Genomic DNA, 21,307 nt, shown 5'->3' on the forward strand with positions numbered 1-21,307 from the left:
GCACAGGCTGTGGACGAGCCGGTCCGCGGCCGGACGGCGGAGGGTGGAGCGATGACGGCGGTATTCGGCGTGGACATCGGCGGTTCGGGCATCAAGGGTGCCCCGGTCGACCTCGCCCGGGGCGTGCTGGCCCAGGAGCGGCACAAGGTGCTCACCCCCCAGCCGTCCGAGCCGGAGGCCGTGGTCGCCGCCGTCCGCGAGGTGGTCCGGCACTTCGACCACCAGGGCCCGGTCGGGCTGACCTTCCCCGGTGTGGTGGTCGGAGGCCGCACCCGGACCGCGGCCAACGTGGACAAGGGCTGGATCGGCCTGGACGCCGAGGCCCTGTTCCGCGACGCGCTGGACCTGCCCGCGACCGTCCTCAACGACGCGGACGCGGCCGGCCTCGCCGAGACCGCGCACGGCGCCGGGCGGGGCGAGCCGGGCGTGGTCCTGGTGCTCACCTTCGGCACCGGCATCGGCAGTGCGCTCTTCGTCGACGGCGCGCTGGTGCCCAACACCGAGCTGGGCCACCTGGAGCTGCGCGGCAAGGACGCCGAGCGCCGGGCGTCCTCGGCCGCCAAGGAGCGGCACGACCTGAGCTGGGAGCAGTGGGCCGGGCGGGTCGACGAGTACCTGGACCTGGTGGAGATGCTGTTCTCGCCGCAGCTGATCGTGATCGGCGGCGGGGTGAGCCGCAAGCACGAGAAGTTCCTGCCGCTGCTGAAGGACCGCGGGGCGCGGGTGGTGCCGGCGGAGCTGCGCAACGACGCGGGCATCGTCGGGGCGGCCATGGCGGCGGCCCGGGCAGCGGGCTGACACCCGCGCGCCGGGCCGTCAGCGGGAGCGGTGGAACCGGCGCTGGGCGACGAAGCGGGCCAGCACGATCAGCGCGGCCAGCCCGGTGCCGGAGAACAGCCAGCCGGCCCGCAGCGCCAGCCCGGTCGCCAGCGCCACCACCTGGGCGGTGACGCCCTCGGAGGTGACCGGGGCGAGCAGCAGCAGGCCGAGCGCGAAGGCGATCGGCCCGCTGATCGGGGCGGCCAGCAGGTCGGCGTAGCGGACCCGGACGGCCAGCTGGAAGCAGACCACCAGGTAGCCGAGGCCGAACAGCCAGCCGAGGTCGTCGAAGAGCACCCGGTCCAGGCCGGCCACCGCGAGCGTGGCCAGCACCGCGACCACGCCGGTGCCGATCGCGGTCAGCCGGGTCGGCCGACCGGTCCGGCGCCGCCCGTAGACGCGCAGCCGGCGCTTCGGGGCGGGGCGCGCGGCGGGCCGGTCGGCCACCGGGCGCAGCCGGGAGGGGGGAGCCGCGGGGGCTCCGGCGCTCTCGGGCGCCCGGCCGGGGCCGGGGACGGCGGCCGAGGCCGCGCCGTTCGGCGGACGGCGTCTGGGCCCTGGCGGCTGGGTACGGATGCTCTGCTCCACCCGCCCAACGTACGGTCCGATCATCGCCACACTGTGTAATGGACCGTTCAGGTCTTGTCCCGTGTCCCAGGATGGCGTACTCCTGTGATCGTCACTCAAGGGGCTGACCTGCTCGGCCGAGTCGACACATCATGATCATCTGATCACCGTACGGGGGGCCGCATGACCACCGCATTCACCTTCGAACGCCTCGACCACGTCCAGCTCGACATCCCGGCCGGCGCCGAGGACGAGTGCCGCGCCTTCTGGTCCGGCGTGCTCGGCATGACGGAACTGGCGAAGCCGCCGGTGCTGGCGGCCCGCGGCGGCTGCTGGTTCCGCGGCGGCGGGGTCGAGGTGCACCTCGGTGTCACCCCGGACTTCCGCCCGGCGAAGAAGGGGCACCCCGGCATCCTGGTGCGCTCCCTGGACGCCCTGGCCGAGCGGCTCACCGCCCACGGCCACGAGGTGGCCTGGGACGACCACCACCCCGGCCACCGCCGCTTCTACTCCGCCGACAAGCTGGGCAACCGGCTGGAGTTCCTGGAGCCGCTGCCCGCGCAGACCGAGGCGTGAGCCTCCGGGGGAGCTGCCCGTAGACTTGGGGGTCGGCCCGTACGGTGCCGACCCAACTCCTCCAAGCCCACGGGACTGCGCTTCATGTCGCTCACGATCGGAATCGTCGGCCTGCCGAACGTCGGCAAGTCGACCCTGTTCAACGCCCTGACCAAGAACGACGTGCTGGCGGCCAACTACCCGTTCGCCACCATCGAGCCGAACGTCGGCGTCGTCGGCGTCCCGGACGGGCGGCTGGCCAAGCTCGCCGAGATCTTCGGCTCCCAGCGCATCCTCCCGGCCACCGTCGACTTCGTCGACATCGCCGGCATCGTGCGCGGCGCGAGCGAGGGCGAGGGCCTGGGCAACAAGTTCCTCGCCAACATCCGCGAGTCGGACGCGATCTGCCAGGTCGTGCGCGCCTTCACCGACCCGGACGTGGTGCACGTGGACGGCAAGGTGTCGCCCAAGGACGACATCGAGACCATCCACACCGAGTTGATCCTGGCCGACCTCCAGACCATCGAGAAGGTTCTGCCGCGGCTCCAGAAGGAGGCGCGCCTCAAGAAGGAGACCGCCCCCGTACTGGCCGCCGCCGAGGCCGCGCAGGCGGTCCTGGAGACCGGCAAGACCCTCTTCGAGGCCGGCTTCGACACCGCCCCGATCCGTGAGCTGCACCTGCTGACCGCGAAGCCCTTCCTCTACGTCTTCAACGTGGACGAGGACGAGCTGGCCGACGAGGACTTCAAGAACGCCCAGCGCGAGCTGGTCGCCCCGGCCGAGGCGATCTTCCTCAGCGCCAAGATCGAGTCCGAGCTGATCGAGCTCGACGACGCCGAGGCCCTCGAACTCCTCCAGTCCATGGGCCAGGAGGAGCCCGGCCTCGCCACCCTCGCCCGGGTCGGCTTCGACACCCTCGGCCTGCAGACCTACCTCACGGCCGGCCCCAAGGAAACCCGCGCCTGGACCATCAAGAAGGGCGCCACCGCCCCCGAGGCCGCCGGAGTCATCCACACCGACTTCCAGAAGGGCTTCATCAAGGCCGAGGTGATCTCCTTCGACGACCTGGTCGAGACCGGCTCCATCGCCGAGGCCCGCGCCAAGGGCAAGGCCCGCATCGAGGGCAAGGACTACGTCATGCAGGACGGCGACGTGGTGGAGTTCCGCTTCAACGTGTGATCGGCGCCTTACTGTGCGCTAGGTGATTCGTCAAGTGTGCAGCTCGGAAGGGGTCGGCTCCTTTGGGAGTCGACCCCTTCGTCATGGCGGTGCTGGATCGGTGCTGGATGAGAGCCGCCGAAACCCTGTTCTTGCAGGTCGGAGCACTGTCTTGGATGTTCCGCTTCAACGTCTGGCCGACCGCACGGCTCGAAGGGGCCGGACTCCCACGGGTCAAGAAGGTCAACGATGACCACGGCGCCATCGAGATCGTCTCCGGGCACGGGAACGCCGTGCTGGTGTCCGCCGAGGACTACGCGGCCCTGCGTGAGGGCTCGTACCTGCTGCGTTCGCCTGCGAACGCCCGGCGATCGCTCAAGGCGTACGAGAACGCCCTGGGGCGGACCAAGCTGGTCGAGCGTGAGCTGATCGACCCCGATGTGGCCGATGCGGGGCAGGGCGTCACGTGAGGCTCGTCTTCGAGGAGCAGGGCCGGGAGGACTACACCTCCTGGCTCAAGGACGACCGCTGGATCCTCGCCCGGCCGAACAGGCTCATCGAGGAGGCTCTGCGGGATCCGTTCTCCGGCATCGGCAAGCCCGAGCCGTTGAAGTTCCAGCCGCCGGGCGCCTGGTCGCGGCGGATCGACGACGAGCACCGCCTCGGCTACTCGGTCACGGACCGGGAGATCCTCATCCTGGCGGCCCGCTACCACTACTGATGGCTGGCTGCGAGTTCGATGCGCCGGGCTGATTCCGTGCTGACTCGGCCTCAGTTCTCTTGGTGGTAGCGGCACTGGGCGATCAGGATCCGGTAGTCCTCCGGCGAGACGATGACCGGAGTCCCGTGCACGCTGTGCCGAGGTGCTCAACGCGGTCACGGACGACCGTGAGGAGGCGGTGATCGCCCGCGCGGGACACGAACCGGTGGCCGGCTCATCGGCGGCCCGCCCCACGCTGTCGCGGCCCGGTCGGTCCGCCCGGGCGGTCAGGCCTGGACGGTGATGGTCAGGACGCCGTCGGGGGCGGTGGCGACGGTGACGGCGTCGAGGGTGGCGGCGAGGGCGTCCGGGTGGTGGGCGGCGGCGCGGGGGCCGATGCCGATGACGCGCATGCCGGCCGCGCGGGCGGCGGCGATGCCGGCGCCGGAGTCCTCGAAAGCGAGGCAGTCGGCGGGGGCGAAGCCGAGGGCGGCGGCGCCCTTGAGGAAGCCCTCGGGGTCGGGCTTGCTGGCGCCGACGGACTCGGCGGTGACCAGGACGGGCGGCATCGGCAGGCCGGCGGCGTCCATCCGGACCTGGGCCAGCGGCAGGTCGGCGGAGGTGACCAGGGCGTGCGGGAGGCCGGCCAGCGAGGCGAGGAAGGCGTCGGCGCCGGGGATCCGGACGACGCCGTCGGTGTCGGCGCGCTCCTCGGCGAGCATCTGCTCGTTCTCGGCGAGGTTGACCTCGACCGGGCGGTCCGGCAGCAGGACGGCCATGGTCGCGTGGCCCTGGCGGCCGTGGACGACGGTGAGCGCCGCGACCGGGTCGAGGCCGTGCCGCTCGGCCCAGCGGGTCCAGCAGCGCTCGACCACGGCGTCGGAGTTGACCAGGGTGCCGTCCATGTCGAGCAGGAGGGCGCGGGCGGTGAGCCGGGTGGGGGTGGCGGTCATGGGGCTGCTCCAGGAGGAGGGGGCGGAAGGAGGGAGGGCGGGTGAGGCTTTTGTTTCTAGATGATACAAAAGATCACGGGAGCAGGTGGGCGTTGACCGCCCGGGCCTCCTCGGCCAGCTCCGGCAGCTCCACCACCGCGACCCCGGCCGCCTCCAGCAGGGCCGTGCCCTGGCAGTCGGTGACGAAGAGGTCCGGCTCGCGCCAGGCCACCACCACCCGCGGCACGCCCGCCGCGATGAGCAGCCGGGCGCACGGCACCGGGCGCGAGGCCCGTCGGCCGCAGGGCTCCAGGCTGCTGTAGACGGTCGCCCCGCGCAGTCGGGGGTCGCCCGCCGGGAGCTTGGCCAGGGCCGCCTCCTCGGCGTGGTCGTGCGGGTCCGCCTCCCGGCTGTAGCCCTCGGCCAGCACCTCGCCGTCGGCGCCGACGACCACCGCGCCGACCGAGAAGGCCGTCGCCGAGGGCGGGCAGCGGCGGGAGAGTTCGACCGCCCGGCGCAGGTGGTCGAGGTCGGTGGCGGCGGGGTGGGTCACGGCGCGGGCTCCTTCGGGGCGTACCTGAGCAGGACGACGTCGCCCACCGTACGTGCCTCCAGCAGGCGCATCCGCCGGGCCGGGCCGCCCGGGAACGCGGCCGGGCGGACGAACCGGGGCGCCCCCTCCTGGCCGACCAGCAGCGGGGCGACCGCCAGCTGGAGTTCGTCCGCCAGGCCCCGGGCCAGGAACTGGGTGTGCACCCCGCCGCCGCCCTCCACCATCAGCCGGCGCACCCCGCGCGCGCCCAGGTCGTCCAGCACCGCGCCGAGGTCCACCGAGTCGCCGAGCGGGACCACCTCGGCCAGCCCGTCGAGCCGGGGCGCCAGCACCGCCGCCCCGGCCGCCGTGGTGTAGGCGAGCTTGGTGCCGCCGGTGTGCCAGAAGCGCAGGTCGGCGTCGAGGGCGCCGCTCGCGCTGAGCGTCACCTTCAGCGGGTGCTCCGGGCGCCCGGCCGCCACCCGGGCGGCCCGCCGGGCGGGGTCGTTGACCAGCAGCCGCGGGTTGTCGGCGCGCAGGGTGTTGCCGCCGACCAGGACCGCGTCGGCGGCCGCCCGCTCCGCGTCGACCCGGTCGAAGTCGGCGGCGCTGGAGAGCAGCAGGCGCTCGGGGGAGGCGTCGTCGAGGTGGCCGTCGAGCGACACGGCGGCGCTCAGCAGGACGAAGGGGCGCTGGCCGGGGCCGGGCATGGGCGGGACCGTTCTGTCGGGGCCGTTCGGTCGGGGCGCCTCCACGGTACGGCGGCCCGGGGCGGCCGGGGCGTGCGGTGGTCGCTATGTGAGACGGATTTTCTCGCCATGCGGGATGAGGCGTAGCGTCGAGGTGTCGCGGAGACGGAACGACGGAACACCGACCACCCTCAGGGGGAGCCATGTCCGGACCACAGCCCACCGCCTACACCCACGGCCACCAGGAGGCCGTACTGCGCTCGCACCGCTCCCGCACCGCCGCCGACTCGGCCGCCTACCTGCTGGACCGGCTGCGGCCCGGCCAGGCGCTGCTGGACGTCGGCTGCGGCCCCGGCACCATCACCGCCGACCTGGCCGAACTGGTCGGCCCGGCCGGGCGGGTGGTGGCCGTGGACGCCTCCGCCGAGGTGCTGGAGCAGGCCGCCGGGTACGTCGCCGGGCGCGGCCTGTCCAACGTGGTGTTCGAGCTCGCCGATGTGCACCGACTGCCGTACCGGGACGGTGAGTTCGACGTGGTGCACGCCCACCAGGTGCTGCAGCACGTGGCCGATCCGGTGGCCGCGCTGGGCGAGATGCGCCGGGTGACCGCCCCCGGCGGGGTGGTCGCCGCCCGGGACGTCGACTACGCCTCGATGACCTGGTTCCCGGAGGTGCCGGCGCTGGACCGCTGGCTGGAGCTGTACCGGCGGACCGCCCGCGCCAACGGCGGCGAGCCGGACGCCGGGCGGCGGCTGCTGTCCTGGGCCCGCGCGGCCGGCCTCACCGAGGTCACCGCTAGCACCGGCACCTGGACGTTCGCGACGCCCGAGCGGCGTGACTGGTGGGGCGGGATGTGGGCGGACCGGGTGACCGGCACGGCCTTCGGCCGGACGGCGGTGGAGCGGGGTTTCGCGGACCGGGACGAGCTGGCCCGGATCGCGGACGGCTGGCGGGAGTGGAGCGCCGCCGAGGACGGGTGGTTCTCGATGCTCCACGGCGAGATCCTGGCCCAGGTCCCGGAGGCCGGACCAGGGCGGTGACGGCCGGGCGGGTGTTCGGAAAGATCGGGTAAAGTCGCGCGACCGTCCAGATCGGGCCCGCCCGGCCCGAGCGGCGGTGTCGAGAGCCGAAACGCCGAGTAAGAGGCCCGCTCCGGCGGGTCGGGGGAGCCGACGTGTCCAAGCCTGAGTCCGGGCCGCCCGCCGCCGCGGGGCCGGACCCGCGGGTGGACTTCCGCAAGGAAAAGGAACCGGACACCGGGGCCGCACCGGACGCCGGGGCCGTAGTGAACCCCGAGAGCCCCGAGAGCCCCGACGGCGCGGCGCCGGAGGCACTGAAGGCGCCGGAGACCCCGGAGCTCCCGGGGACGAAGGTCGCCCCGGACCCGCGGGACCCATGGGCCCCGCCGGCCGACCCGCCCGCCCCGGCGCCGTCGCAGGCCCCGCCCCCGCCGCCGCCCCCGCCGCTGCCGGCCGGCGGCTGGGCCTCGGTGTCACCCGCCGCCGAGTCCGGCTTCCGGCCCGCGGCCCCGCGGCCGCGGCAGAACCCGGCCCCGCACCAGCCGCCCCACCCCTACCCGCCGTACCCCCACACCCCCCTCAACCCGTACGACCCCCGGCCGGAGCCGCGCACCAACGGCTTCGCCGTCGGCTCGCTGGCGACCGGCCTGAGCCTGCTCTCACCGGTGGCCCTGGTGTTCGGGGTCATCGCGCTGTTCCAGATCAGGCGGCGCGGGCAGCGCGGCCGCGGCATGGCGGTGACCGGTCTGGTGTTCGGGGCGGCGGGCACGGTGCTGCTGTCGCTCGCCCTGGGCGCGGGGGACTTCGGTCCCGCGCGGGACGGGCGCGGCGGCGGGTACGCCCAGAAGCCGCCGGCCGGATCCGTCCGCTGGTCCGCCCTGAAGGCCGGGGACTGCTACACCTCCTCCGGCCTGAGCGGGAAGCCGGACGAGAACGGCGACGAGACGGTCTCCTGGGTGCGCCGGGTGGCTTGCTCGGAGCGGCACAACGGCGAGGTGGCCGGCACCGCGAAGGTCCCCGACGGCGGGGGCCCCTACCCGGGCGCGGCCGTCGTGCGCGAGCGGGCCGCGACGCTGTGCCGCACGGTGCTCGACGACTACGCGCTGGACCAGTGGGCCGTCCCGGACGGCATGGACGACGTCTACCTCTACCCGAGCGCCGGCAACTGGGCGGTCGGCGAACGGTACGTCACCTGCGCCTTCGAGGACCGCGAGGACCAGCACCTGGGGACCGTCCGCACCGACCGCCGCAGCCTGACCTCGGTTCAGCTGGCCTACCTGGAGGCCGTCCGGGGCTTCAACACGGCCTATGTGGACGCGCCCGCCAAGGACGTGGCCGTCGCCGAGGCCGAGTACCGGTCCTGGGCCCGGAGGATGGCCATGGCCTCGCGGGCCGAGGCCGCCGCGCTGCGCCGGCCGACCGCCGAGTGGCCGACCGACGTCCAGCCGAAGATCGACAAGCTGGCCGAGACCCAGTCCCAGGCGGCCGCCGCCTGGGACGCCGCGGCCACCGGCAGCGACCTGGCGGGGGACCTTCGCCGGGCCCGCGCGCTGGTCGCCAAGACCACTCCGCTCAGCGTGGACGTCCGGCGCTCGCTCGGCCTGTCCACCGGCGAGCAGGTGCCCGACCTCCGGGTCTGAGCCGCCCGGCCGCCGGGTTACCCGGCGTTAACCGCGCCCGTACCTGCCGGTAGCGAACGGCCCGTAGGGTCACCCCGGTGTCCCCGGCCCGACCCCCACGCCGGCCGGGGACACCGGGTGCGCTCCCCGGTACCCTCCCGGCATGAGCACCTTCCGGGTGATGCGACAGGACGACAACGGCAACCGCTTCCTGGTCGCCGCGGACCTGCCCGAGGCCGAGGCACACCGCCTGGCGGCCGAGTTCGAGGCGCGCGGCCACAAGCAGCTCTACTGGGTCGAGTCCCAGGAGCCGGATCCGGTCCCCTAGGCTCGGGGCATGGACCAGACCGGCGAGACCACCACCGGGACCCCGCTCCGGATCGTCGTCGGCGGGGTGCTGATCCGAGGCGGCCGGGTGCTCGCCGCCCGCCGCAACTCGCCCGCAGCGGTCGCCGGGCGCTGGGAGTTCCCCGGCGGCAAGACCGAGCCCGGCGAGACCGAGGCGCAGGCGCTGGAGCGCGAACTGCGGGAGGAACTGGGCGTACGGGCGCGGGCGCTGCGGCGGCTGCCCGGCGCGTGGACCGTGCGCCCGGGGCTGGAGCTGCGGTTCTGGGCCGCCGAGTTGCTGGCCGGCGAGCCGAGTGCGCTGGCGGACCACGACGAACTGCGCTGGCTGGGCCCGGCGGAGCTGGAGTCGGTGGACTGGATCGGCCACGACCGGGAGGTGCTTCCGCAGGTCGCGGCGCTGCTGGCGACGGCGGGCGACGCGCAAGCCGCCGGATAGGTCAATCGGACAAGACGACCCGGCAGCCGGGATAGCCTGGGCTCTGCTGGGTATGTCACTTTTCGGCACTATTCGTCACCAGTCGGTGAGCCGTCCCAGCCGGCGACGCCGATCCCGACCAGAGCCGGAGGCCCCGTCGGTGTCGACAACCGGGAACGGCGGCGGGGGAGCGCGGCGGGCGGGCACCGCCGCCGCCCGCGCCCGGCTGCGCCGCGCCGCCCGTCCGGCCGCCCCGCAGCCGCCGTCCGGCCGTCGGCGCGGCGGCTCCGCCGTCCCGGGCGCCGCGCCGCAGCCCGTCCAGCCGGCGCCGACCCTGGCCGTCCCCGAGGCCGGTGTCCAGTCCGGCCTGCGCAGTCGCCCCGGCCGGCCGTTCCCCGGCGGGCCGGCCGACGCCCGGCAGGGCCTGGGCGCGCCCCCCGACGGCAGCCTGCTGGACATGCTCAAGGTCGCCATCGCGATCCTGGACACCGCGGGCCGGGTGGTGCTGTGGAGCCCGGCCGCCGAGGAGCTGCTCGGCTGGCCGAGCGAGCTGCTGGTCGGCCGCCGGATCGAGGAACTGATCCCGGACCAGGAGCAGGTCGCCCGGATCCGGGCCGCCGTCCAGGACACCCTGCGCAACGGCCGCTGGGCGGGCAACGCCGAACTGCGCGACCGGGACGGCGTGCCGGTCGCCGTGGACGCCCGGATCTCCCTGCTGGTGGACGGCGACGGCACCCCGTTCCTGCAGGTCAACCTCGCCGAGGCAGCCGGCGTGCGGGCCGTCGAGCGGGACCTAGCGGTGCGCGACGCGCTGTTCGAACAGTCCCCGCTGGGCATCGCGATCCTGGACACCGACCTGCGCTACACCGCCGTCAACCAGACCCTGGCCGAGATGAACGGCGTCGCCCTGGAGGACCACGTCGGCCGCACCATCGGCGAGACCCTGCCCGAGCGGGCCGCCGACGAGATCACCGCGATCCAGCGCCAGGTGCTGGCCACCGGCGAGCCGGTCATCGACGTCACCCTCGCGTCCCCGGTCACCACCCGGGCCGGCTACCGCTCGATCTCCTACAGCCGGATGACCGACCGGTCCGGCCGGGTGCTCGGCATCTCCGGCACCGTGATGGACGTGACCGAGCGCTACCGCGCGGTGGCCAAGGTCGAGCACGCCCGGCGCCGGCTCTCGCTGCTCAACGAGTTCGGCTCCCGGGTCGGCGACCTGCTCGACGCCGCCCGGATCGCCCAGGAACTCGCCAGCTCCGTCGTCCCCCGGCTGACCGACCACTCCGCGGTGATCCTGCTCCAGGCCGTCGCCCACGGCGACGACCTGCCCCGGCACGGCCACGACCGGCGCACCTCGCTGCTCCAACTCGGCACCGCCTCCGTCCAGGACGGCCCCGAGGTCGAGGTGATGCTCCGGCGCGGCGCCCGGATCACCTTCGCCGAGGACTCCGCCTGCGGCCGGGTGCTGCGCACCGGCGTGCCCGAACTGCTCTCCGGCGCCGACCAGTTGGACGACGTCACCTACCCCGGCGACCCCAAGATGCAGGCCGCCCACGACCTAGGCGTCCACTCGATGCTGGTCGTCCCGCTGCGCGCCCGCGGCATCGTGATCGGCCTGCTGCTGGTCAGCCGGGCCGGCTACCGCGAGGGCTTCGACCGCGATGACCTCGCCTTCACCGTCGAACTCGCCGACCGGGCCGGCAGCTCGCTGGACAACGCCCGGCTGTACGCCCGCGAGCGCACCGCCGCGCTCACCCTCCAGCGCACCCTGCTCCCGCAGCAGGTCCCCCAGCCCACCGGTGTCGAGGTCGCCTACCGGTACGTGCCCGGCAGCAGCGGCACCGAGGTCGGCGGCGACTGGTTCGACGTCATCCCGCTGCCCGGCGACCGCACCGCGCTGGTGGTCGGCGACGTGATGGGCCACGGCCTGCGGGCCGCCGCCACCATGGGCCGGCTGCGCACCGCCGTCCGGGTGCTGGCCGCCCTCGACCTGCCGCCGGACGTCCTGCTGCGGCACGTCCACGAGCTGGCCGACGACCTCGCCCAGGGCCCGGACGAGGCGCTGCTGGCCACCTGCGTCTACGCCGTCTTCGACCCGGGCACGGCGATGCTGACGGTGGCCAAGGCCGGGCACATCCCGCCGGTGCTGGTGGTGCCCGGCGAGGAGGCCACCGAGCCGACCCGCACCGGCGGCCCGCTGCCCGGCGGGGTCGGCCGGATCCTCGACCTGCCCTCCGGCGCCCCGCTCGGCGTGGGCGGAGTTCCGTTCGAATCGGTCGAACTGAAGATCCCCGAGGGCAGCCTGCTCGCGCTGTGCACCGACGGCCTGGTGGAGTCCCGGGACAAGGACCTCGACGTCGGCCTCGGCCGGCTGGTCACCGTGCTCCAGGACCCGCACGCCTCCATCCAGGCCGCCTGCGAGGCGGTGCTCGACACCATGGAGCAGGGCCGCGAGCCGGACGACGTCGCCCTGCTGCTGGCCCGGCTCGGGCACGGCCAGGCCGGCACCCCGACGGCCGGCTGGACCCTGCCCGCCGAACCCACCGCCGTCTCCCGGGCCCGCCGGCTGGTCCGCGCCACGCTCGCCGAGTGGGGCGTCGAGGACCTCACCGACACCGCCGAACTGCTGGTCAGCGAGCTGGTCACGAACGCCGTCCGGTACGCCAGTGCCCCGATCGGGGTGCGGCTGACGCTCGGCGAGACGCTGCTGGTCGAGATCTCCGACCCGCTGCCGGACCCGCCCCGGGAGCGCCACGCGGCCGAGGCCGACGAGGGCGGCCGGGGTCTGGAGCTGGTCCACCGGTTGGCGCTGCACTGGGGCGCCAGGGCCGAGGGGATCGGCAAGGTGGTCTGGTTCGAGCTCGCGCTGCCGGGTAGTGACCCGACAGAGTGACGCGAGTAGAACCGCAGGAGAACGGTGCTGCATATGCCATCGGGCGCCCAGGGGGAGCGCGCGCCCCGGAAGGGGGCGCGGGCGTGGCATTGTGGTTGCGCGGGCGGTAGGACAAAAACCTTCGCCCGATCTGATGTTGTGATGTTGAGGGCGTGTGAACGCACCCCTCGATGATGAATACTCGGTCTTCTCGACATCCGGACGGTCGCGGGTTGGAGGGGTCGGTCCGTTGAACAGCACTCCGGCGCGGAACGCGCCGAGCAGCAGCGGTCATGCCGCTGTGCCCGGGCAGGTCGGGTCCCCGCACCTGCCCGCACCGGCGGCCCCGCCGGCCGTCGGCGCCGCGGGCCCGGACCGGTCCGGGCACCGGGGCGCCAACCCCACGGCCGAACCCAGGCCCTGGGGCGCCGGGGACCCGGGCTCGATCTACGACTACATCCGGGTCGCCACCTTCGCGATCGGCCCGGACGGGCGGATCAGCCAGTGGAGCGAGCGCGCCGCCGAGTTCTTCGGTGTCGCCGCCGCCGAAGCCGTCGGCTCGGACCCGATCACCACCTTCGTCCCCCGCGAACTCTGGCAGCGCGGCCGAGCCCGGCTGGAGCGCACCCTGGCCGGCGAGGAGTGGGTCGGCACCACCCCCTACCGGGACGCCGTCGGCGGCGAGGGCCTCGCCGAGCTCTACCTGATGCCCGACAGCGCCCTGCCCACCGCGGGCGCCACCTGTCTGGCCGTCGACCTCGGCCGACTGCGCCGGATCGAGACCGACCTCGCCGCCTCCGAGGCCGTCTTCGGCCAGACGCCCACCGGCTTCGTGCTCTTCGACGACCGGCTGCGGCTGCAGCGGGTCAACGACGCCTTCGCCTCCGGGATGGGCCTCGTCCCCACCGACCTCGAGGGCCTCACCCCGCACGACCTCTTCCCGCCGTCCGAGGCCGACCGGCTCAGCGCCGCCCTGCGCAAGGTCCTCGCCACCGGCGAACCCGTCTTCGACCTGCGCTTCCACAGCGCCGTCCCGACCCGGGAGGGCAACCGGCTCTGGGCCGTCTCGCTGTACCGGCTCAACGGCGCGGCCGGGCAGCCGATGGGCGTCGCCGGGCAGGTCTCCGACGTCACCAGCCGGCACGTCGCCGAGCGCGAGGCCGACGGCGTGCGCCGCAACCTCGCCCTGCTCAACGAGGCCAGCGCGCACATCGGCTCCACCCTCGACCTGGAGACCACCGCCAAGGAACTCCTGGACGTCGTCGTTCCGCCGTTCTGCGACCTCGCCACCGTCGACCTCTACACCGCGCTGCTCTCCGGCGAGACCGTCCCCAGCGCCGGCCGGCTCGGCGACACCGTGCTCACCGACGGCAGCGGCGAACTGCGCCGGGTCGCCGTCTCCAGCGTGATCGGTGGGGCCTCCTCGGTGCTCGGCTCCGTCACCGGCCTGCCGATCGCCGAAGCCGGCGGCACCCTCTGCTACCCGCGCCGCTCCCCGCACGCCCGGGCGCTGCGCACCGGCCGCAGCGTCGTCCCCGAGCCCGGTCGCGACCCGCTGCTGCGCTCCACCCTGATCGTCCCGCTGGTCGCCCGCGACCAGGTCCTCGGCCTCGTCCAGCTCTCCCGGGCCATCGGCAGCGAGCCCTTCGACGCCCGCGACGTGGCGATCGCCGAGGAACTCGTCGCCCGCGCCGCCGTCTGCATCGACAACGCCCGGCTCTACCGCCGCGAGCACGAGCGGGCGCTGATCCTCCAGCGCAGCCTGCTGCCCCCGGGCAACCCGGCCGCCAGCGGCCTGGAGATCGCCTGCCGCTACCTGCCCAGCAACAACAACACCGAGGTCGGCGGCGACTGGTTCGACGTCATCCCGCTGCCCGGCAACCGCACCGCCCTGGTCATCGGCGACGTGATGGGCCGTGGCCTGCGCGCCGCCGTCGCCATGGGCCAACTGCGCACCGCGGTACGGACCCTGGCCATGCTCGACCTCGACCCGGCCGAGGTGCTCGGCGCGCTGGACGAGATCGCCCGCGGCCTCGGCGACGACTCCGTCCCGGCCGGCCCGCCCGCCCCGTACGGCCGGCTCACCTCGACGGCCGACGAGGAGGCCCGCGAGGTCTACCTGGCCACCTGCGTCTACGCCGTCTACGACGCCGTCACCCGCCGCTGCGTGTTCGCCAACGCCGGCCACCTGCCGCCCGTCCTGCTCAGCCCCGGCGAGCCCGCCCGGATGCTCGACGTGCCGCCCGGTCTGCCGCTCGGCGTCGGCGGCGAGCCCTTCGAGGAGGTCGAACTGACCCTCCCGGACGGCGCCGTGCTCGGCCTCTACACCGACGGCCTGGTGGAGAGCCGCAAGCACCAGCTGGACGAGGGCCTGCGCGCCTTCCGGGCCGCGCTCGCCGACCGCGGCAAGGGCCTGGAGGACCTCTGCGACCACGTCCTCGGCGAACTCGACCCGCACCACGGCGAGGACGACATCGCGCTGCTGATGGCCAAGGTGCACGCCTTCCCCGAGGACGCCGTCGGCAACTGGTTCCTGCCGCCCGAGCCCACCTCCGTCGCCAAGGCCCGCGAACTGGCCTGCAGCTGGCTGCTCGCCCGTGGGCTGGAGGAACTGGTCGACACCACCGAGCTGCTGGTCAGCGAGCTGGTCACGAACGCGCTCAAGCACGGGCGGGGCGAGATCCGGCTGCGCCTGCTGCGCGACCGCAGCATGGTCTGCGAGGTCTGGGACGACGGCTACGCCCAGCCCCGGCAGCGGCGCGCCCAGGAGACCGACGAGGGCGGCCGAGGCCTGCAGCTGGTCAGCCTGCTGGCCGAGCGCTGGGGTAGTCGGCGCACGCCCAAGGGCAAGATCGTCTGGTTCGAGCTGGCGCTGTAACCGGGTCCGGCGCTGGGCCGTCCGGGTGCAGTCGCCCGGGGGGACGTCGTGTCGGCGCGGGCCGGGGCGGGCGGGCGGCGTTCGATGTCCGCCATGCGCGTCCGCCAGCTCACCGCCGCAGCCGTCGCGCTGCTGCTCGCCGCCGCTCTCGGCGGCTGCTCCGACGACCCGGTCCGCGGCCCCTCGGCCGCACCCGCCTCGGCCGACCCCACCGCCACCACCGGGGACGTCCGGCCCGCCGACCGCGACGCCGTCCAGGACGGCGGCACACTGCACTGGGCACTGGACGGCGTCCCGACCACGCTCAACGTCTACCAGCGCGGCGCCGACACCGACTCGGCGCTGCTCGCCCACGCGCTCTACCCCTCGCTGTTCCGGCCCGACGAGCACGGCCGGCTCGTCCCCGACCCGGACTACCTGGTCGGCGCCGAGTCCACCCCGCCCGGGCAGCAGCCCCAGGTGGTCACCTACCGGCTCAACCCGCACGCCGTCTGGAGCGACGGCACCCCGCTGACGGCCGCCGACCTCACCGCCCAGCGGGCCGCCCTGTCCGGGCTGGACCCGGCCTACCGGGGCAGGCGGGCCGCAGGGTACGACGCCGTCGACTCGGTCACCCAGGGCGGTGACCCGCACGAGGTCAAGGTGACCTTCCGGCGGCCCTACGCCGAGTGGCGGGCGCTGTTCGGGCCGCTCTACCCGGCCGCCGAGACGGCCACGCCGGAGACCTTCAACCGGGCGCTGGCCGGCACCGGGCACCTGAGCGCCGGGCCGTACGCCCTCACCCGGTACGACGCCGAGGACGGGCGGGTCACCGTGCAGCGCAACCCGCTCTGGTGGGGGGACCTGCCGAAGACGGACCGGATCGACTTCCTGGCCGCGCCGCCCGAGCGGCGGCTGGACGCGCTGGACCGGGGGCGGCTGGACATCGCCCCGCTCACCGCGACGGTGGACCGGGCGGAGCCGGTCGCGACGTCGTCCCCCTCGTCGTCCCCTTTGCCCGCCGCCGCTCCGCCCGCCGCCGCGCCCGAGGCGGCGCTGCGGCGGGCCGAGTCGCTGCCCGGGGTCACCGTCCACCGGGCGGCCGCCGCCTCGCTCACCCAGCTCACCCTCAACGCCGAGCGCGGGCCGCTCACCGAACCGGGCGTACGGCGGGCGGTGGCCCGGGCGCTCGACCGGGGACGGATCGCCCTGGCCGCGCTCGGCCCGCTCGGGCTGCCCGGCGCCCCGCTCGGCAGCCACCTGCTCGCCGCCGACCAGGAGGGCTACCGGGACGACAGCGCCGCGATCGGGCCGGACGACCCGGCGCGGCTGCTGGACGAGGCCGGCTGGAAGCTGGCGAGCGGCACCACCCGGGTCAAGGACGGCAGGGAACTCACCCTGGGCCTGCTCCTCCCGGCCGGCTCCGCGACCGCCCGGCGCACCGCCGACGCGCTCGCCGCCGACCTCGCCCGCTACGGCATCGCGGTGAAGCCGCAGACCGCGCCCACCGACACCTTCGTCCAGGACCACCTGGCCGCCGGGGACTACGACCTGGCGCTCTTCTCCTGGCCGGCCGGCCCCAGCCCGGCCGCCGAGCAGCGCGCCGTGTACGCCAAGCCCCGGCCGGACGCCGACGGGGCGCTCGACTCCGGCCGGAACTACGGTCGCAGCGGCACGGAGGAGATCGACCGGCTGTTCGACCGGGCGGCCGCCGAACTCGATCCGGCGGCCCGGCTGGACCTGCTGCAGGAGGCGGACGTACGGATCTGGGAGCTCGGGCACTCGGTGCCGCTGTACCAGCGGCCGGAGCTGGTCGGGGTGCGGGCCGGGGTGGTCGGGGCCGGGGTGTTCGGGTTCGGGTGGCCGCGGTTCCAGGACGTGGGCTGGAAGCGTTAGACGCCCCGCGCGGCCCGGGGGTGTCGGGTCACGAACGGAAGGGTGTCGGAACGCGACCGCCGGGTGAAGAGGGTGTGACCCGCCTGTGATCTTGGTCCCGCCCGACCTGCTCGTTTCTGCCCCCTTGGGCGCTTCCCCGTACCATAGGGAAAAGCCGAGGCATGTCCAGATGCCCGGCGGGTGGACCGGTAGTAGCAGGCGGAACGGGTGGCAGCGGCCGAGGGCCGCAAGTGCGCGTCTCGCGGCCGGGCCCGCCGTAACCCACGATTCCGGGAGAATCCGCTAGGCATGCCCACGCGCAACGACATCCGTAACGTCGCCATCGTCGCCCACGTCGACCACGGGAAGACGACCCTGGTCGACGCCATGCTGAAGCAGGCCGGCGCCTTCGCCGCCCACCAGCACCTCGACGACCGCATGATGGACTCGAACGACCTGGAGCGCGAGAAGGGCATCACCATTCTCGCGAAGAACACGGCGGTCAAGTACCACCCGAAGGATGGTGGCGCGCCGATCACCATCAACATCATCGACACCCCGGGCCACGCCGACTTCGGTGGCGAGGTGGAGCGCGGCCTGTCGATGGTGGACGCGGTCGTCCTGCTGGTCGACGCCTCCGAGGGCCCGCTGCCGCAGACCCGCTTCGTGCTCCGCAAGGCGCTCTCGGCCCGCCTGCCCGTCATCCTGTGCATCAACAAGACGGACCGCCCGGACTCCCGGATCGACGAGGTCATCAACGAGACCTACGACCTGTTCCTGGACCTGGACGCGGACGAGGACCAGATCGAGTTCCCGATCGTCTACGCCTGTGCCCGTGACGGCGTCGCCTCGCTGACCAAGCCGGAGAACGGCACCGTCCCGGCCGACAGCACCAGCCTGGAGCCGTTCTTCTCCACCCTGCTGGAGCACGTGCCGGCCCCCAGCTACGACGAGGACGCGCCGCTCCAGGCCCACGTCACCAACCTGGACGCGGACAACTTCCTCGGCCGCATCGCGCTGCTGCGCGTCGAGCAGGGCGAGCTGCGCAAGGGCCAGACCGTGGCCTGGATCAAGCGCGACGGCTCGATCTCCAACGTCCGTATCTCCGAGCTGCTGATGACCGAGGCGCTCACCCGCAAGCCGGCCGAGGTGGCGGGCCCCGGTGACATCTGCGCCGTCGCCGGCATCGGCGACATCATGATCGGCGAGACCCTGGCCGACCCGGAGAACCCGATCGCGCTGCCGCTGATCACGGTGGACGAGCCGGCCATCTCGATGACCATCGGCACCAACACCTCGCCGCTGGTCGGCCGTGGCGGCAGCGGCAAGGGCGCGGACGCCAAGTCCGGCGCCAAGGTGGACCGCAAGGTCACCGCCCGTCAGGTGAAGGACCGCCTGGACCGCGAGCTGATCGGTAACGTCTCGCTGCGCGTGCTGGACACCGAGCGTCCGGACGCCTGGGAGGTGCAGGGCCGCGGTGAGCTGGCGCTGGCCATCCTGATCGAGACCATGCGCCGCGAGGGCTTCGAGCTGACCGTCGGCAAGCCGCAGGTGGTCACCAAGGAGGTCAACGGCAAGACCCACGAGCCGGTCGAGCGCCTCACCGTGGACGTGCCCGAGGAGCACATGGGTGCCGTCACCCAGCTCATGGGCATCCGCAAGGGCCGGATGGACAACATGTCCAACCACGGCTCGGGCTGGGTCCGGATGGAGTTCGTCGTGCCGTCCCGCGGCCTGATCGGCTTCCGCACCGAGTTCCTCACCAACACCCGCGGCACCGGCATCGCCCACTCGATCCACGAGGGCCACGAGCCGTGGTTCGGCACGCTGACCACCCGCAACAACGGCTCGCTGGTCGCCGACCGGGCCGGTGTGGTCACCGCCTTCGCGATGACCAACCTGCAGGAGCGCGGCGTGCTCTTCTGCGAGCCGGGCACCGAGGTGTACGAGGGCATGATCGTCGGTGAGAACTCGCGCTCCGACGACATGGACGTGAACATCACCAAGGAGAAGAAGCTCACCAACATGCGGTCGTCGAACGCCGACGTGGCCGAGTCGATCGTCCCGCCGCGCAAGCTCTCGCTGGAGCAGTCGCTGGAGTTCTGCCGCGAGGACGAGTGCATCGAGGTGACTCCGGAGACGGTTCGCATCCGCAAGGTCGTGCTCGACCAGAAGGACCGCGGTCGCACCGCCTCGCGCGCCAAGAAGGCGTGATCCGGACGGCTTGATCGGCCTTTGGCCGGAATGCTTCGCCCCCCTTTCCAATGGAGAGGGGGGCGAACTTTTTCAACTACTCCAAGTTGTCGGGGCCGCTATTAACCGAATAGCGCTCATCACACCCAGGTGTCCGCTGAGCGAACGTGGCAGTTCGTCATCCGTGACGACTGTCCGTTTGGTGCCTGTCTGGCTATGTCTCAAATGTCCGGTTTTCGAAACTTACCGACTGTTCATGTGACCTAATTGAGATCGTCACTGGTCACTTTCGTGTCCGTGCGTGACGGATAGTGGGTGCAGTCAGGCTCGGGTCAAGGGTGAACGCGCAGGGGTGCGCGCCGAAACCACGAGCGCGGACGGCATTGCGGGTCCGGTTACTACCGTTCCGCGGTGCCTTCCTCGTCGCAATCGTCGAATTCAGGAGGCACACCGATGCGTGGTGTGAGCCAGGCCAAGTGGGTTGTCGCAGCTGTTGCTGTCGCGCTCGCCGCGACTGCTTGTAGCAGCAGCGGCGGCAGCGACTCCTCCGGCGGGAGCTCGGACAGTGCCGCGGTTGACCCGGCGGGCGTCTTCAGCTACCAGAGCGCGGAGCCGCAGCGTCCGCTGCAGCCGGCCAACGCCATGGAGAACCAGGGCGGCCGTATCGTCAAGCAGCTCTTCACGGGCCTCGTCGACTACGACCCCGCGACCGGTGCGCTGCGCAACCAGGTGGCCGACAAGATCGAGACCACCGACGCGAAGAACTACACCGTCACGCTGAAGTCCGGCTGGACCTTCCACGACGGCACCCCGGTCACCTCGCAGTCCTTCGTCAAGTCCTGGAACTGGTCCGCCAACCCGGCCAACAGCCAGATCAACTCCGACTGGTTCTCGGACATCGTCGGCTACGACGCCGTCCACCCGGACAAGGGCGACCCGACCGCCAAGGAGATGTCCGGCCTCAAGGTCGTCGACGACACCCACTTCACCATCGAACTGACCGCCCCCGTCTCGTACTTCACGTACAAGCTCGGCTACTCGGCCTTCTTCCCGCTGCCGGAGGGCTTCTTCGCGGACCCGAAGGGCTACGGCGAGAAGCCGGTCGGCAACGGCCCCTACCAGTTCGTCTCGTGGGAGCACAACAAGGCCGTCACGCTGAAGGCGTACGACAAGTACACCGGCATCAACAAGGCGAAGAACGGCGGAATCATCTTCCGCAACTACACCGCCCCCGAGGCCGCGTACAAGGACCTGATGTCCGACACCCTGGACGTCCTGGACCAGGTCGACTCGACCGACCTGCCGAAGTACAAGGACGACCTGGGCAAGCGCGCCGTCGACTCCGCGCAGGGCGCGATCCAGAACATCTCGTTCGCGATGTACCAGCCCGAGTGGCAGGGCGCGGACAAGGCCAAGGTCCGTCAGGGCCTGTCGATGGCGATCGACCGCGACACCATCACCAAGACCGTGCTGAACAACAGCCGTCAGCCCGCCGACTCGTTCGTGGCGCCCGGCGTCATGGGCTACAAGGCCGGCACCTGCGGCGACGCGTGCAAGTACGACCCGGCCAAGGCCAAGCAGCTCATCCAGGAGGGTGGCGGCGTCCCGGGCAACAAGATCACCATCCTCTACAACTCCGACGGTGGTCACAAGGAGTGGGTGGACGCGGTCTGCAACTCCATCCGCCAGGCGACCGGCGTCGAGTGCCTCGGTGACCCGAAGCCGGACTTCAAGACCTCTCGTGACATCATCACGAAGAAGCAGGTCACCAGCATGATGCGTACCGGCTGGGTGCAGGACTACCCGCTGAACGCCAACTTCCTGCGTGACGTCTACGGCACCGGTGCCGCGGCGAACGACGGCAGCTACTCCAGCCCCGAGTTCGACAAGCTGGCGCACGAGGCCGACGCGGCCACCACGGTCGAGAAGACCGCGGAGCTCTACCAGCAGGCCGAGGCCGTTCTGGCCAAGGACATGCCGCAGATCCCGCTCTGGTACTACAAGACCAACTCCGGCTACTCCAACAACGTTCAGAACGTGAAGTTCAACTCCTTCGGCGACCCGGTCTACACCGACGTCGAGGTCAAGAAGAAGAAGTAATCGGTCGGCACCGCCTGACCCGGTGACAACGGCCGGTGCCCGTCCCATCCCCAC

General features: G+C 73.1%; 16 protein-coding genes and 1 pseudogene. 14 read left to right on the forward strand and 3 right to left on the reverse strand.

The features are described from left to right. The first annotated feature begins 51 nt into the window (after positions 1–51). Positions 52–798 carry a polyphosphate--glucose phosphotransferase gene (gene ppgK, locus ACZ7BZ_RS24710; protein ID WP_470360182.1) on the forward strand — a complete coding sequence of 249 codons (747 nt, stop codon included), beginning with the start codon at positions 52–54 and terminating at the stop codon, positions 796–798. An 18-nt stretch (positions 799–816) separates the two neighbouring features. On the opposite strand, the gene ACZ7BZ_RS24715 is transcribed toward ppgK, so the two are convergent. After that, positions 817–1,407 (reverse strand): DUF6542 domain-containing protein, encoded by a 591-nt coding sequence (locus ACZ7BZ_RS24715; protein WP_470360183.1) that lies wholly within the window; start codon positions 1,405–1,407, stop codon positions 817–819. A gap of 162 nt (positions 1,408–1,569) precedes the next feature. Between ACZ7BZ_RS24715 and ACZ7BZ_RS24720 the strand changes: the two genes are divergently transcribed. From ACZ7BZ_RS24720 to ACZ7BZ_RS24735, 4 genes are all read left to right on the forward strand, one after another. Next, positions 1,570–1,962, forward strand: a complete 393-nt coding sequence (locus ACZ7BZ_RS24720) for a VOC family protein (protein WP_470360184.1) — start codon at positions 1,570–1,572, stop codon at positions 1,960–1,962. A gap of 84 nt (positions 1,963–2,046) precedes the next feature. Further along, positions 2,047–3,120: a redox-regulated ATPase YchF gene (ychF, locus tag ACZ7BZ_RS24725; RefSeq protein ID WP_380453901.1), complete on the forward strand. Its 1,074-nt coding sequence runs from the start codon at positions 2,047–2,049 to the stop codon at positions 3,118–3,120. Between the two features lie 155 nt (positions 3,121–3,275). After that, the gene (locus ACZ7BZ_RS24730; RefSeq protein WP_470360185.1) at positions 3,276–3,569 is read left to right on the forward strand and encodes a type II toxin-antitoxin system Phd/YefM family antitoxin; all 294 of its coding nucleotides are present in this window, start codon (positions 3,276–3,278) and stop codon (positions 3,567–3,569) included. Beyond that, positions 3,566–3,820 (forward strand): Txe/YoeB family addiction module toxin, encoded by a 255-nt coding sequence (locus tag ACZ7BZ_RS24735; protein ID WP_470360186.1) that lies wholly within the window; start codon positions 3,566–3,568, stop codon positions 3,818–3,820. The genes ACZ7BZ_RS24730 and ACZ7BZ_RS24735 overlap by 4 nt, the downstream gene beginning before the upstream one ends. Positions 3,821–4,086: 266 nt before the next feature. Here ACZ7BZ_RS24735 and ACZ7BZ_RS24740 read toward each other — a convergent pair whose 3' ends face one another. After that, the gene (locus ACZ7BZ_RS24740; protein WP_470360187.1) at positions 4,087–4,752 is read right to left on the reverse strand and encodes an HAD-IA family hydrolase; all 666 of its coding nucleotides are present in this window, start codon (positions 4,750–4,752) and stop codon (positions 4,087–4,089) included. 73 nt (positions 4,753–4,825) lie between these two features. Next, a pseudogene (locus tag ACZ7BZ_RS24745) lies at positions 4,826–5,973 on the reverse strand (dihydrofolate reductase family protein). Positions 5,974–6,155: 182 nt separating this feature from the next. Here ACZ7BZ_RS24745 and ACZ7BZ_RS24750 point away from each other — a divergent pair. The 9 genes from ACZ7BZ_RS24750 (at position 6,156) to ACZ7BZ_RS24790 (ending at position 21,253) form a co-directional block, all read left to right on the forward strand. Beyond that, on the forward strand, positions 6,156–6,992 hold the full coding sequence (locus ACZ7BZ_RS24750; RefSeq protein WP_470360188.1) for a methyltransferase domain-containing protein: 837 nt from the start codon (positions 6,156–6,158) through the stop codon (positions 6,990–6,992). A gap of 134 nt (positions 6,993–7,126) precedes the next feature. Next, entirely contained in the window at positions 7,127–8,611 is a 1,485-nt protein-coding gene (locus ACZ7BZ_RS24755) for a DUF4190 domain-containing protein (RefSeq protein WP_470360189.1), read from the forward strand. A 142-nt stretch (positions 8,612–8,753) separates the two neighbouring features. After that, complete coding sequence (locus ACZ7BZ_RS24760; protein WP_470360190.1) at positions 8,754–8,918, forward strand: SPOR domain-containing protein; 165 nt, start codon at positions 8,754–8,756, stop codon at positions 8,916–8,918. Positions 8,919–8,927: 9 nt separating this feature from the next. After that, the gene (locus ACZ7BZ_RS24765) at positions 8,928–9,374 is read left to right on the forward strand and encodes a (deoxy)nucleoside triphosphate pyrophosphohydrolase (protein WP_380453910.1); all 447 of its coding nucleotides are present in this window, start codon (positions 8,928–8,930) and stop codon (positions 9,372–9,374) included. A gap of 139 nt (positions 9,375–9,513) precedes the next feature. Beyond that, positions 9,514–12,249, forward strand: a complete 2,736-nt coding sequence (locus ACZ7BZ_RS24770; RefSeq protein WP_470360191.1) for a SpoIIE family protein phosphatase — start codon at positions 9,514–9,516, stop codon at positions 12,247–12,249. Positions 12,250–12,529: 280 nt separating this feature from the next. Further along, positions 12,530–15,106, forward strand: a complete 2,577-nt coding sequence (locus tag ACZ7BZ_RS24775) for a SpoIIE family protein phosphatase (RefSeq protein WP_470360192.1) — start codon at positions 12,530–12,532, stop codon at positions 15,104–15,106. A 93-nt stretch (positions 15,107–15,199) separates the two neighbouring features. Then, positions 15,200–16,981 (forward strand): ABC transporter family substrate-binding protein, encoded by a 1,782-nt coding sequence (locus tag ACZ7BZ_RS24780; RefSeq protein ID WP_470360193.1) that lies wholly within the window; start codon positions 15,200–15,202, stop codon positions 16,979–16,981. A 288-nt stretch (positions 16,982–17,269) separates the two neighbouring features. Then, positions 17,270–19,174, forward strand: a complete 1,905-nt coding sequence (typA, locus tag ACZ7BZ_RS24785; RefSeq protein WP_380457914.1) for a translational GTPase TypA — start codon at positions 17,270–17,272, stop codon at positions 19,172–19,174. A gap of 432 nt (positions 19,175–19,606) precedes the next feature. Then, a complete protein-coding gene (locus ACZ7BZ_RS24790; RefSeq protein ID WP_470360194.1) occupies positions 19,607–21,253 on the forward strand; it encodes a peptide ABC transporter substrate-binding protein in 1,647 nt (548 codons plus the stop codon). Positions 21,254–21,307: the final 54 nt, after the last annotated feature.

The sequence above is a fragment of the Kitasatospora sp. NPDC036934 genome (genome assembly GCF_055608425.1).

Excerpts from the sequence above, each read along its gene's own strand:
- ACZ7BZ_RS24720 (WP_470360184.1), top strand. The coding sequence starts at position 1,570 with ATGACCACCGCATTCACCTTCGAACGCCTCGACCACGTCCAGCTCGAC.
- ACZ7BZ_RS24760 (WP_470360190.1), top strand. The coding sequence starts at position 8,754 with ATGAGCACCTTCCGGGTGATGCGACAGGACGACAACGGCAACCGCTTC.
- ACZ7BZ_RS24730 (WP_470360185.1), top strand. The coding sequence starts at position 3,276 with ATGTTCCGCTTCAACGTCTGGCCGACCGCACGGCTCGAAGGGGCCGGA.
- ACZ7BZ_RS24740 (WP_470360187.1), bottom strand. The coding sequence starts at position 4,752 with ATGACCGCCACCCCCACCCGGCTCACCGCCCGCGCCCTCCTGCTCGAC.
- typA (WP_380457914.1), top strand. The coding sequence starts at position 17,270 with ATGCCCACGCGCAACGACATCCGTAACGTCGCCATCGTCGCCCACGTC.
- ACZ7BZ_RS24750 (WP_470360188.1), top strand. The coding sequence starts at position 6,156 with ATGTCCGGACCACAGCCCACCGCCTACACCCACGGCCACCAGGAGGCC.
- ACZ7BZ_RS24780 (WP_470360193.1), top strand. The coding sequence starts at position 15,200 with ATGCGCGTCCGCCAGCTCACCGCCGCAGCCGTCGCGCTGCTGCTCGCC.
- ACZ7BZ_RS24790 (WP_470360194.1), top strand. The coding sequence starts at position 19,607 with ATGCGTGGTGTGAGCCAGGCCAAGTGGGTTGTCGCAGCTGTTGCTGTC.
- ACZ7BZ_RS24765 (WP_380453910.1), top strand. The coding sequence starts at position 8,928 with ATGGACCAGACCGGCGAGACCACCACCGGGACCCCGCTCCGGATCGTC.
- ppgK (WP_470360182.1), top strand. The coding sequence starts at position 52 with ATGACGGCGGTATTCGGCGTGGACATCGGCGGTTCGGGCATCAAGGGT.
- ychF (WP_380453901.1), top strand. The coding sequence starts at position 2,047 with ATGTCGCTCACGATCGGAATCGTCGGCCTGCCGAACGTCGGCAAGTCG.